Annotated in this window: 8 protein-coding genes; 7 read left to right on the top strand and 1 reads right to left on the bottom strand. The window is 49.6% G+C overall.

The genetic code is table 11. The features are described 5' to 3' along the window. Positions 1–101: 101 nt before the first annotated feature. From ACN0YR_RS14570 to thiS, 6 genes are all read left to right on the top strand, one after another. Positions 102–1652 carry a hypothetical protein gene (locus ACN0YR_RS14570; RefSeq protein ID WP_417849971.1) on the top strand — a complete coding sequence of 517 codons (1551 nt, stop codon included), beginning with the start codon at positions 102–104 and terminating at the stop codon, positions 1650–1652. Positions 1653–1969: 317 nt separating this feature from the next. Next, positions 1970–5377 carry a DEAD/DEAH box helicase gene (locus ACN0YR_RS14565; RefSeq protein WP_417849970.1) on the top strand — a complete coding sequence of 1136 codons (3408 nt, stop codon included), beginning with the start codon at positions 1970–1972 and terminating at the stop codon, positions 5375–5377. After that, positions 5374–6435: a tRNA preQ1(34) S-adenosylmethionine ribosyltransferase-isomerase QueA gene (gene queA, locus ACN0YR_RS14560; protein ID WP_417849969.1), complete on the top strand. Its 1062-nt coding sequence runs from the start codon at positions 5374–5376 to the stop codon at positions 6433–6435. Before ACN0YR_RS14565 ends, queA begins: the two co-directional genes overlap by 4 nt. Positions 6436–6830: 395 nt before the next feature. Further along, on the top strand, positions 6831–8375 hold the full coding sequence (locus ACN0YR_RS14555; protein ID WP_417849968.1) for an arylsulfatase: 1545 nt from the start codon (positions 6831–6833) through the stop codon (positions 8373–8375). Between the two features lie 78 nt (positions 8376–8453). Next, complete coding sequence (locus ACN0YR_RS14550; RefSeq protein WP_417849967.1) at positions 8454–9323, top strand: 3-keto-disaccharide hydrolase; 870 nt, start codon at positions 8454–8456, stop codon at positions 9321–9323. 298 nt (positions 9324–9621) lie between these two features. Further along, positions 9622–9825, top strand: a complete 204-nt coding sequence (gene thiS / locus ACN0YR_RS14545; RefSeq protein ID WP_417849966.1) for a sulfur carrier protein ThiS — start codon at positions 9622–9624, stop codon at positions 9823–9825. Between the two features lie 348 nt (positions 9826–10173). Here thiS and ACN0YR_RS14540 read toward each other — a convergent pair whose 3' ends face one another. Further along, positions 10174–11487, bottom strand: a complete 1314-nt coding sequence (locus ACN0YR_RS14540) for a hypothetical protein (RefSeq protein ID WP_417849965.1) — start codon at positions 11485–11487, stop codon at positions 10174–10176. A gap of 139 nt (positions 11488–11626) precedes the next feature. Here ACN0YR_RS14540 and ACN0YR_RS14535 point away from each other — a divergent pair, with 139 nt between their 5' ends. Continuing rightward, positions 11627–12754, top strand: a complete 1128-nt coding sequence (locus tag ACN0YR_RS14535) for a DUF1570 domain-containing protein (protein WP_417849964.1) — start codon at positions 11627–11629, stop codon at positions 12752–12754. Positions 12755–12962 lie beyond the last annotated feature (208 nt).

The following is a 12962-nucleotide window of genomic DNA, read 5'->3' as shown; positions in this document are numbered from 1 at the left end:
TCAATTTTGCCGAACTGGTGAATTTCACTTCGACGAAATAGAATTTATTACGTAGACAGGATACCACGCTCGTTTCCATAAGACCTGAAGGCCCAGCTCCTATGCGTATTCTTTTTACCTCGCTGCTGTTTTTCGCTCTTTCATACAGAGCGGCACTTGCTGACAAACCGTTGATCACAGTTTCAAAAGAGACGACATTCGTCACCGAACCAGTGAACGATGACGGCTTTGTCGACTTGATCTCAGCCATCGACATGAAAATGTCGAAAGGGATCACCACCGAAACCAACGCTGCAGCTCTCATCTATCCGGCACTGGGCCCCAAGCCGGATGGCACTCAAATGAGCAAGCGCTTCTACAAAGAACTGGGCGTTCCATATCCCCCCGAAGAAGGGAACTACTTCGAGACACTCCCCACCTACCTGCGTGAAAATGGTTATTCGGATCGCCCTGATGATGTGTATCCCATAATCGACGAGCAAGGTCTCGCAACAGATCGCCCCTGGACCCGTGACGAGTTCCCGGAAATCGCCGCCTGGATCGATGCTCAGGAAGAACCGTTACAGCAGATTCTCAAAGGGATTGAGCGAGAGCATTACTATTGCCCGTTGAACTCCGACCTCGAAAAGGGGACAACGGGACAAATGCTGATTGCCACACTTCTCCCGCACATCCAGACACTCCGCAGCATCACGCGTGTTCTTGCGTGTCGTGCAATGCTGCATGCAGGAGAAGACAGAATTGAAGAAGGTTGGAGCGACCTCATGGCCTCTTACCGATTGGGTCGTCACGCGAGTCGCGATTCATTTCTGATCGGTCGTCTGGTCGGCTTCGCAATGGAGGCCATCACAAGCCAGTCGATGCTCAAGTTCATTGAGTCGACTCAGCCCAGCGAGGAAGTCTGTCTTCAATATTTGAAAGACCTGGAATCACTTCCCGAGCAATCTCCGATTGTGGAATCCATTGATCTCGGTGAGCGATTGATGTTTGTCGATGTCGTCGCAACACTCGCCTACAATCAGGGCAAAGAGAATTTCGACATCGAAGCAGTTCTTCCGGAACTAGGGCGAGTTGTCAAAAAGAATTCCAAGATCAATGCAGATTGGGACACCCTACTCAAAAACGCCAATCAATGGTACGACCGAATGGTCGCTGCAATGAAGCAAGATTCCTATTCAAAACAATTGACAGCCTTCGAAGAAATCGACGAGTCACTCGCTGCATTGAACAAGAATCGCACGACAGTCTCAAGAATCTTTCAGGGCTTGGCCTTGGCAGCTAAAGACAAGACTGCGACCACAAATTACATCAGCGATATGCTCGTGTCACTTTTCCTCCCTGCAGTGAACCAAGTCACGATAGCAGAAATCCGTTGCCATCAGCGATTTTCGAATCTGCAACTTGCTCTCGCATTGGCTGCCTACCATGACAAACATCAGGAATACCCTGAGCGACTCAAGCAGCTGACACCGAACTGGCTCGATCCCATTCCGCTGGATCATTTCACAGATCAACCTCTGAAGTATTCAAGATCAGACGAGGGCTACCTCCTCTACAGTGTTGGAAGCAATCAAGTTGACGACCACGGCAAAAGCTTCGACGAACAGAAAGATGACCTCGTCGTGCGGGTTCCGTCAAAGATGAGCGAATAACCCGCCCCCTTCGGATCACGATTGCTCCACCCTGCCCCCAATCATGTAGAAACTATCTCACCATCAACACTGCTTCGCCTCAAGGGAGAATCCCGCGACTCAATACTGATGCCCCAAGCGTCTGAAATGAATTCGTCGAAACTCGACCTGCAGCCAAAGGCAACCTTGAATCTCAATGAGAGATTGATATGTTTAGCGACTGCATGCATGGTCGGCGATAGCCTGTGGGTTGAAAAAACCCACAATTACGGCAATTTCATTGATGTGTGTGAAAACATTTCACCTCGCGCGATACCAGCCAGGCAAAAGGAGTTGCAGTGTCCAAGCGAAAGAAACATCAACGAAATTCTGACCTCCCTTCAGCCACCCTGCCACTCCTGATGAGTCAGCATCCAGGCATCAGAAAACTGCTTCTTGAAGATGAAGAATTTCGGAATCTCCTCACCGATTCGAACTCCGACTCAAATCCAGGTACTCTCCCGACAAACGGATTGGAATGGATCGACGCATGGAATGAGGTCTTAGACGTCTTCATCCGCGAACATCACTACGCCGACAGGCTGAGATCGAAAAGATTAAAACATAAAATCGAGATTCAAGAATTGGTCCCCACAGGTGAGGTGAGGGCAACCGATTACGTCAGCAAGAAAAATCGTCAACTCAAGCTCTCCTTCAACCCTCTTCGACTTGCATACGATTGCACATGCACCTGTCCTTCTAAAGGATTCTGCGAGCACACTTACGCACTGGTCGAACATCTTAAAAAGGAACTTTTCGACTCAGACTCAAAGATATTTTTGCAAATCGTCGGCCCCGATTATTCTGATTTACTACGGAAAGAAAAACAAAAAGAACTCCTGCAATCAATCAATCGTGTCTCTCAAGACTCACCATCGCATCTCACGATTTCGAGCGAGGAAGATCTCTCGCAGCCTGAAGAACGAGTTCTCTGGAACTTAAAGACAGCTGTAGAGTACGGCAAGCACACGATGGAATTACGTCCGGTCATCCAAAAAGAGACGAAGCGAGGTGGTTGGTCAAAAGGTCGTGAAATCAAGCTGTCGACATTTCTAAGCACGTCACACCGGAACTGGTCCGCTGTTGACCGTGCCGTCGTCGACTCGATTGAACAAGATAAATATGAATTCTACGACCCTCAAGTAGATTTCCCACCCGTATTCCGCGCCCTTGCGGGAACCGACGTGTTTCTTGTCAACCGCCAGCCATCAGAGTTAAGAATCCAGGAACTCGAAATCATTGTCATTGAAGATGGCGACAACTACCGCCTCTCAACAAACGCCTTGGAACAACGCTCACAACTCAAAAGCCCCGAGAGCTGCTACTCGTTCAGTGGTGGGTTTATCATCCTGGATCAGGAGTCGCAAATTGCGACATTCATTCCTGCTTCAGACGCCGCAATCGATCTTTCCGATTCGATTGAAGTCAACAATGTCTCCTTCGGCAAAGATGAAAAGGAACTGTTCTTCGAGCAATTAAAAATCCTTCAGCAAGCGTTTTCGGTTCGCCTGCCCGAGGGAATGATTGATGAAGAACGAGCCATTCAACTTGAGCTGACACTCTTGCTGCAAATGCAAAAATCCGGACAACTCGGTGTCACGATTTGCTTTACAAAACCTGACGGTTCATTGATCTACCCAGGCGATGGTTTGGGCCGTGAAACGATTCAGGAAGATGGAAAAACAATCCAACTCATCCGGAATCTCGACGCCGAGCGACAACAGGCTCTTGAACTCGAGCGGGAACTAGGACTCTCCCACTTCGAAAAACCTGCTGATTCACGTTTTCGAATCGAAGATCAGGATGCCATCTTCAAATTATTGACGGACATCGGCGACCTTGTTGGTCAGGAGGAGATCAAAGTTGTTTGGCATCGAGCTTCTGTGAAGCGTTTTGATATCTTGGGGCACCTGACTGCAAGTAACGTGCGCGTTCAGGTCAAAAAGAATCGGGACTGGTTCGGGCTCCAGGGAAGCTGCCGGATCGGGAATCAGGAAATCGCACTGAAAGACTTACTCGCTGGTCTGCGGGGAGAGTCACTCAATGGACTCGTAGAGATCCAGCCAGGAAAGTGGGCTGCCATCACAGAAGAGCTTAGAAAATCGCTCCAGCGACTCGCGGACGTCAGTCTGGAAACGCGAGGATCGTTGCGTCTCGATCAGTCCGCAGCGATGGCAGTAGCGGCCCTTGAAGATGTTCAAATTCAAATGGAAGCTGATAAAGCGTGGAACAAAAACCTCGCTCGTCTCCGAAATGCTTCTGAGCTCAGCTTTGACCCACCGGCTGCCCTCAACTGCGATTTGCGAGATTATCAGGTGGAAGGTTTTCGCTGGATGGCGAGACTTTCGGAATGGGGGATGGGCGGGATTCTGGCCGACGACATGGGATTGGGAAAGACGGTCCAAACTCTTGCGATGTTACTACAGCGAGTTGAGACGGGGCCAGCGCTGGTCATCGCACCAACTTCACTCGGCTTCAACTGGCAAGCTGAGTGTGAACGGTTCGCTCCATCTCTTAATCCAATCCAGTTCCGCGAGTCCAACCGAGAGGAGTTGATAAACTCTGCCTCCGAAGGGGATGTGATCATTTGCAGTTACGGTCTCGCATTGCGTGAAGCCGAATTGTTGAAGTCCCAGAAATGGGGATCACTCGTTCTTGATGAAGCCCAAAACATCAAAAACGGAAACAGCAAAACCTCTCGCGAAATCCGTAAGCTGAAAGCAGATTGGAAAATCGCCCTCACCGGAACTCCTATCGAAAACCACTTGGGAGAACTCTGGAGCATCCTTCAAGCGGTGGCACCGGGAGTACTCGGCGGTTGGGAGCAGTTTCGCAAACGCTTTGCTACCCCTATCGAAAAAGACCAGGACGAAGAACGCCGACACGCACTCGCCCGAGTCATCTCTCCATTTGTCCTTCGACGTACTAAAAAAGCAGTTCTCAAAGACCTGCCGGACCGTGACGAATCGAATCTCTTTGTAGAGCTCTCAGATGTAGAACGAAAGCGTTACGACCAGATGCGTCTCGCTGCGATTGGCGAACTGGACGAGTTGAGCAGCGTAGAATTTTCCCAGGATCAACGATTTCGCGTGCTGCAAATTCTCACTCGCTTACGTCAGCTTTCCTGCCACCTCGGACTTGTCGATGCAACCTGGACCGGTTCCTCTGCCAAACTCGATTTGCTCATGGAGAAACTGGAAGAGCTCAAAGAAAACGGCCATCGTCCGCTTATCTTCAGCCAGTTCACTTCGCATCTCGGCCTCATTCGACAGGCCTGTGATGAGAAAGGATTCTCTTACCAGTACCTTGATGGTCAAACAACGCCCAAGACCCGAAAGAACAGAGTCGAGAAGTTCCAGAGCGGAGAAGGTGATGCTTTCCTGATCTCCTTGAAAGCAGGAGGAACGGGATTGAACCTCACTGCTGCCGATTATGTGATTCACATGGACCCCTGGTGGAATCCCGCTGTCGAAGATCAGGCAACCGACCGCGCACACCGCATCGGGCAAACAAGAAATGTCATGGTCTATCGCATCATCGCCAAAGGCACGATCGAAGAACAAATTCTGAAACTCCACGAAGAAAAACGTGATCTGGTCGAGGGGATTCTCGCCGGTGCGGAAGCTGCTGGAAAACTGTCAACCCAGCAACTCGCCGGACTCATCCGTGGCGAAACTGACGAAATGAGCGTTACCAAAACACAATGAACCTTCTCGATCGACTCGACAGCTACGATTACGAACTTCCAGAAGAACTGATTGCGCAGGTCCCGGCAGACCGGCGAGACCAGTCGCGGATGCTGGTGGTGAATCGGCAAACAGGCGAGATCAGCCACCACACGTTTTCAGAACTCCCCGAATTTCTCAATCGCAACGACTTACTTGTGGTGAACAACACACGTGTTGTTCCAGCCAAATTAATCGGCATCCGGGCAAGCACTGGCGGGAAATGGGAAGGTCTTTATTTACGGGATGAAATCGAGGGCTGCTGGCGAATCATTGGGAAAACTCGCGGAAAGTTGGCGGCCAATGAGGAAATCATTCTGAGCCCCGCGTCAGGAGAGTCAGCCAAGGATCATCTGAAACTCACTCTATTGAAAAAATGCGAAGGGGGAGAATGGATTGTTCGACCACAATCGAATCGCTCAACGCTTGAGTCACTTGCGCTGTTCGGAACGATGCCCCTGCCTCACTACATGCAAAGAGAAGCTGAAGCGAAAGACTTTGAACGCTACCAAACAATGTACGCCGAGCATCCCGGAGCGGTCGCTGCCCCGACAGCGGGACTCCATTTTACCCCGGAAGTTTTAGACGAATGTCATCACCGAGGCGTTGCTCGAGCGGGAGTGACGCTACACGTGGGACTTGGAACCTTTCGCCCCGTCAAAGTCGATGAACTTGCCAAACATCAAATGCACTTTGAATGGTGCGACCTGCCGGCAGAAACCGTCGAGAGCATTCAAGCGGCAAAAGCAAATGGAGGCCGCGTGGTCGCCGTCGGAACAACATCTGTGCGAACCTTGGAGTCCGTCGCCAGCCGGGGGGAACTCGCAGCTTGGCAGGGAGAAACCAACCTCTTTATTCGCCCCCCTTACAAATTCAAAGTTGTTGACGCCTTACTGACAAACTTTCATCTCCCGAAGTCAACGCTTCTGGTTCTAGTCTCCACGTTTGCTAATCGAGAACTGATCCTCAAAGCGTATCAAGAGGCCATCGATCACCGCTATCGATTCTTTAGTTACGGCGACGCAATGCTGATCTTGTAAGAATGAGTGCCAGATCGGTTTGACCGTGCACAGACGAATTCGAGGAAAGCGAGTTGCTTTTCGATCATTCCTTCAGCAAAATGAGAACGTTTGTGAGTTCTCTTTCCTCCGACAAGGATTGATCATACTGCCCTGACTATGCTTCGCTTTGTCTTCGTTCTTTTTGCTCTGGATCGAGCGTTGATCCCCATCGAGCAAAAGAAGTCACCAGCCGATCTGAAATTGATCTGACGAGACGATACGGAATGCAAACTCTTTGCAAAAATCCGAAGCCGCCGGAACTCGCTTGAATTTCGATCGCCCGTTCAACAATCTATGAGAACTCATAAAATCGGGCATGAAGAAGTCATACCGATTGACCTGAAAATTGACCGTTCAAAGAGAATTGAATCTTGATGACAACTCACAAGCTGACACTTTCTCGTCTTCCAAAGAGCCTCCCTCTCTGCCTGCTCTGCATCTTATATTTCGCAAGTGCATCGGGGATCGCGCAAGCTGAGAAAACAAACATTGTTTTTATTCTTGCCGATGATCTGGGATATGGAGAACTCGGGAGTTACGGACAAAAGAAGATTCGCACACCGAACCTGGATCGACTGGCAAAAGAGGGAATTCGATTCACGCAACATTACACCGGAGCCCCGGTCTGTGCCCCGGCCCGCTGCACATTGATGACCGGACAAAACCTCGCCCATGCTCAGGTTCGCGGAAACAAAGATTCTGGAAACGGTCGTATCTATCCCGGACAATGGCCGCTCACTGCCGATGTGGTCACTATCGCTGAAGTCCTGAAGCAAGCTGGCTATACGACAGGAGCCTTCGGAAAATGGGGACTGGGGCCATCAAACACATCCGGCTCTCCGATCAAACAAGGTTTTGATCGCTACTTCGGTTACAACTGCCAACGCAACGCTCACAGCTATTACCCACCATTTCTCGACAGCAACGAGCGCGAAGTCCTCATCAACAAATATCCGATCCCGGGGCATGACAGAAAGCCCGAAGGAGAGATCAAAGCTGAAGATTACCGGGCTGAAAATTACGCTCCCGATCTGATTCTCGATGAAGCAGTCAAATTTCTTGACAAGAATAAAGCAAAGCCATTCTTCCTCTACCTGCCATTTGTCGAGCCACATGTTTCCATGCAACCACCGCAGGAATGGCTCGACCAGTACCCGGAAGAATGGGACAAAGAGAATGGAGTCTACCGGGGCCAAAATGGCTATCTTCCTCACCCCCGTCCACGTGCAGCTTACGCCTCCATGATTTCTGATTTAGACGAGCATGTCGGGACCATCCTTGAACAATTGGACAAGCACGGTCTCACGGACAAGACTCTCGTCGTTTTCACATCAGACAATGGACCCACACACGGTAGCCGAGGCCCGAAATTTCATGTCGGTGGTGCAGCTTGTACCTTTTTCGATTCTGCCGGTGGCCTCAACGGCTTCAAGGGAAGTTGCTATGAAGGTGGAATTCGTATTCCCTGCATCGTGAAATGGCCTGGAAAAATTCAGGCTGACAGCCAGACGGACACTCCTTCATACTTTCCCGACTGGTTTCCGACTCTCTGCTCAGTCGCTGGAGCAGAATTACCGAACGGTCAAAAGCTCGACGGAATCGACCTGACCTCAGTCCTGAAAGGTGGGGAAGCACCACCTCGCGACGAACTCATGATCTGGGAATTCCACGGCTATCGCGGAATCGTGGCGATCCGCGACGGAAAATGGAAAGCTCTTCGACGAAACCTTCTCAATAAAACACCCGCAGACTGGGAACTCTACGATCTAGAAAAAGACCGAAACGAAACAACCGATCTCGCCACCGAGCACCCAGAGATTGTCGCACGACTGGAGCAGGAATACATTAAGACCCGTATCCCGGAAAAGGACTTCCCGATCCCCCTGTACGACAAACTCAGCACTGTCGACTCGCAGTAAATCAGATTCAGTTTTTTGTCGAAAGACACAGTAAATTCGATAAGGATGAAACTTCAGATGTTTAACAAACAGTTCAAAATGAATTCGAGTTTAACCGGCTTCGCTGCCGGAATTTTGATGGTGAGTCATGTCTTCTCCGCCTGTTCTGCTGAAGATTCCAAACGGGAATCGGCGATTAAACCGGAGAAAAAAATCGAACTCTTCGATGGAAAATCGTTCGACAAGTTTTACTCCTACATGCAGGACACACAGTACGAAGACCCGCGAAAAATCTTCCAGGTGAACGATGGCTTGTTGCACATCAGTGGTGACGGTTTCGGCTCACTCGTTTCAAGAGAAGAGTACCGCGACTACCACTGCGTCCTTGAATACAAATGGGGACCACGCACCTGGCAAACACGAAAAGACCGCACCAAGGATTCAGGATTGCTCGTCCACAGCCAGGGCCCAGATGGTGGATACAACGGAATCTGGATGCACTCAATCGAAGTCCAGATTATCGAAGGGGGAGTCGGTGATTTCCTACTTGTAGCCGGTAAGGACAAAGATGGAAACGCTCTCCCAATGTCAATGACGTGTGAAGTCGACCGGGATCGTGACGGCGAAGTCATCTGGAAAAAAGGTGGAGAGAAAGAAGTTTTTAACCTTAAAAACCGTCGACGAATCAACTGGTATGGCCGTGACCCGGACTGGAAAGATGTCATCGGATTTCGTGGGAAAGAGGATGTCGATAGCCCCGGCGAAGAGTGGACACGCATCGACACCATCTGCGACGGTGGACACATCAGCGTCTACGTCAACGGCGTTCAAGTGAATGAAGCCTTCGATGTTGAACCATCGTACGGACGACTGCAAATTCAAACCGAACTCGCAGAACTCTTCGTCCGCCGCTGGGAACTGTATCCAGTTGGCAAAGGTCCAAAGCCAGAAGCGGCAAAACAAGATTAGAACCAGTCCGAAAACCGCTGAATAGTCGCTTTTCTCAACATTTGAGCGAGCTATTTCAAGTTCCAGGCTCGCTTCTGAACGAGAAACTTCTCGGAAAGAAGCACGCAGCATGTCTCACAGAGTCTGGCCGGACACTTGAAGTGTCCGGCCAGAACAATGTCATTATCGATCATTACGTTCCGCCATCTGGCAATTTCTCCCTGAACTCATGAAAATGAGCTCCGTGGGCACGATAAACATTGAAGATCAAAGTGCATGTTTTTCAGCAATGGCTGATTCATATCAACAAAGTAAGACGATGCTTAAAATCAAAGTGAATGGAGAAGAGTACACTGTCGACAACGGAGCGAGTGTGGCGGATTTGCTGAAACAACTGGAAAAGAATCCGAAATTCCTGGCAGTCGAAAACAACCGCGAACTCATCCCCAGAACTGAACATGCCAACTGCAAACTAAAGAACGGTGATGAGATCGAAATCGTCACCTTAGTCGGCGGAGGCTAGAGCATCTTTCGAATTGGTTTGCAGGGTCTGCCTCGTGGCGAACAGCATTTTCACTAGGGAAATGCGTTCTTCACGGGCAAACGGTAGAGCAAACTGCTCTAGAGCAGTTTGCTCGCTCGCGTGCCCGTACAGAACGTGTTCAACCACTAAAATTGCTGTTCACCACGAAGCAGAGTGAGAACATCAATTCAGAACTGTGATAACGCTCTGGTGAGCTAAAACTCCCACGCTGTAAGCTGCGAACGCCGCTACGTCGTCGCCCCATGTCACCATTGCCTCAGCGATCATGTTGAGAGCCGACGGTACTCTGCTCTTCCAAGCAGCCAAGCACCACGACTGCTGAACGAATCATCTTCGCCTGTATTCGATCCCTTTGACTGAAAACTCAAAAGGGGTGGTCGTGAGGAATTCTGGATAGAGATATTGAAAATCGGTTTGCTCCAAGTCCGATTCTGGTTTAGGAAATGTGAATTGAAGTGAATGCTTGAGCCCTTCAATTCTGAGTACCTCTTTTCGAATCGGCTTGACGCGCTGTTGATCTTCAGACACCAGCCAGACATTCCGGTGGAGCAGTGCTAGTTGATGAGAGTCTAATTGCTGGATCCCTTCGTCCATCAGGAGCGTCATATCCACAACAAGGGAATCGTTCTTTTCTTGAACTGAGAAACCTTGCATTGGCTCAACAATTTCAGATTGCGAATTCAGAGAGCGTCTAAGAAGTTGTTGCCGAGCTGAGCAGAAGAGTTGTCCCTTTCCAGCGACATCAACAAGTTCGCTTGTAATGGGGTCGTCGTTAAGAAAACTGATTGAGAATTCGAACCAGGGATTTGAGCTACGCTCGACAACGCGCTTCGCATCGGGATTGAACGGGAGTAACTCCTCTTGATTCGACGAAGTTAACCGAAAATCTTGGTCGTGGATTTTGATAAAGAAAGGCTCGATGTGCGGCTCGACATCGATACGAAATCCAATATTGCTTAGCGTATCCCGGTTTCTTCCACGGAAGAATTGTCGCGGAAGATGATGAACGGCTGCCACACGAAAACAGGTTGGATAGTCCGTTGCTCCATGTTTCAAAAGCGCTCGGGGAGAAAACAACAGCGAATGGTCCTCGTGAAACCAGCCGAGATCACCACTTTTACTAAGACTGTCGACCGCACTCCAGAAAGACTGCTTTTCATCTTTCACTTGCACAATCACCTCCTCGACGGATGGTGCAACGCTGACATCGATTTCAGATTGAGCACGAATCTGCTGAACAGCCTCCCTCAACTTGACAGGCGTCGCTGAAGGGAGCGAAATCATAGTTCCTTCCAATGAGCTGGCAGCCGTCTCAGCTTGTATCTTTCGCTTAAGAGTTTGAAGTTGAAAATCCAGTTCTGGATTGGTTTCCCGAAACTGTTTAATCAGCGGCAGAATCTCTTCACCTAAATCGATGAGTTGCCGCTCCGCCTGGACCCGTTCAGACCGCGTACTGGCATTGAGTTGAAGAATCAGCAGCGAGACATCTTCCCGGTCGATGGCACTCGCTGGAAAGGGAGCAAACGACAACAGCAAGAGCGTGATCACGACAAACCAGCAGCGATTCAGACCAAGGCAAATTCGGCCAAGCTGATCGCATCTCAATCTGATGAGGTCGCTATGTTGTGTGGGTAAGCTCATTGGGGACATCATAACAGTTAAAACCGGTAGATTCATCAGAACGGTTTCTTACTGCTCTTCGAATTGCCCGGCACTCTCGCCCGGGGCGTTCTACAGTTGAACATCAGTCAACTCCTACAAAATCACAACCGGTTGGGTTATGAGTCGAATCAGTCAACATCTGTTGATCGGCATTATTGTTCTAGCTTCGATCGCAGCCAGTGCGAACGCTCAATCTCAGGTTGAGCTGCATATTGGTGAGGCACGTCACATCGGGAAGCCTGTCGCACATAACAAGCAGGTCTGCTGGCTGGCCTCAACAGATGGTCAGTATTCACAGGTTCTATTCAGTCGCGTCACCGAGTTTGCAAAATACCCAAAACCGTTTCGAGCACAATCATTGGTTGAAGCGAAGAATGAACTGAAGTCGGAACTTGGAAAGTCCTTCGAGGTTCAAATTCGCGGTTCGTTCGTCATCGCAGGACCAGCAAGACGAATTGGTAAATATGCGGACGCTTTAGAGGAAATGTCTCGCTCGTTCTCCCGTTACATTTCTGTTCGGAGACTCCCCATTGTTCAGCCTGAGTTCCCTCTTATCGTGGTCATCTTCCCGGACGAAAACAGCTTCGCTGAATATTGCCGGAAAGATGGAATGTTCTTCACTCCCTATTTGAAGGGCTATTATCATCCGATGACAAACCGGGTTGCCCTGTTTGAATCTCCAGATCCTCGCCAAAGGTCCAGTGCCCGAGGTTCTTCACGAAGTGAAGCGACTGACCTTTCGAATCAAACAGTCTCCACATTAATCCATGAAGGGATTCATCAACTTGCGTTCAACAACGGGCTTCATTCACGAATTGGACAAAATCCACGTTGGGTTGTTGAAGGATTGGCAACAATGCTGGAAGCGGACGGAATTCTGAACGTATCGAGAGTGACTTCACGCGAGCCAATCAACCGCAGTCGACTGCTCAGATTTCAGGAATATTGCAAAGAACAACGCAGCGAAACCATCGCAGACTTCATCGCTGGCGATGAACGCTACTTTCAGAAAAGTGCCTTAGACGCCTACTCTCAGGCATGGGCACTCACGTATTTCCTGGCTGAGGAATATTCATCGAACTACGCCAGGTACCTTAAAACAATTGCCCAGCGAGATCCTTTGAAAGGTCCATATCAGGCCGAAGAACGACTGGCAGATTTCCAGTCTGCATTTGGCAAAGACCTTCAGTGGCTCGAGGTCAAATTCATCAGATTCATTGATGGCCTCAACGCAAATGAGCGGTAACCGGACTGATTCCGATTACCGCTGACAGTTGCAATAAAACGAACACTGAAACCCGTTGCCTCTGTTCATTGACAACAGGCGAAATGAGCACCGAATCCAACAAGGATTGGAGCAAATTGAACTTTGGTTTTCATGTTCTACCTCGTGAAGAACATTCTACGAATGACGCAAGAATGATCTTCACGGGCACGAAAAGTACTGAAAACGC

This window comes from Thalassoglobus sp. (assembly GCF_048270125.1).
Lineage (GTDB): Bacteria > Planctomycetota > Planctomycetia > Planctomycetales > Planctomycetaceae > Thalassoglobus.
Note: the sequence above shows the minus strand (reverse complement) of the source record. Positions and strands in the feature narration are given on the sequence as shown.

Excerpts from the sequence above, each read along its gene's own strand:
- ACN0YR_RS14570 (WP_417849971.1), top strand. The coding sequence starts at position 102 with ATGCGTATTCTTTTTACCTCGCTGCTGTTTTTCGCTCTTTCATACAGA.
- queA (WP_417849969.1), top strand. The coding sequence starts at position 5,374 with ATGAACCTTCTCGATCGACTCGACAGCTACGATTACGAACTTCCAGAA.
- ACN0YR_RS14555 (WP_417849968.1), top strand. The coding sequence starts at position 6,831 with ATGACAACTCACAAGCTGACACTTTCTCGTCTTCCAAAGAGCCTCCCT.
- ACN0YR_RS14550 (WP_417849967.1), top strand. The coding sequence starts at position 8,454 with ATGAATTCGAGTTTAACCGGCTTCGCTGCCGGAATTTTGATGGTGAGT.
- thiS (WP_417849966.1), top strand. The coding sequence starts at position 9,622 with ATGCTTAAAATCAAAGTGAATGGAGAAGAGTACACTGTCGACAACGGA.
- ACN0YR_RS14540 (WP_417849965.1), bottom strand. The coding sequence starts at position 11,487 with ATGAGCTTACCCACACAACATAGCGACCTCATCAGATTGAGATGCGAT.
- ACN0YR_RS14535 (WP_417849964.1), top strand. The coding sequence starts at position 11,627 with ATGAGTCGAATCAGTCAACATCTGTTGATCGGCATTATTGTTCTAGCT.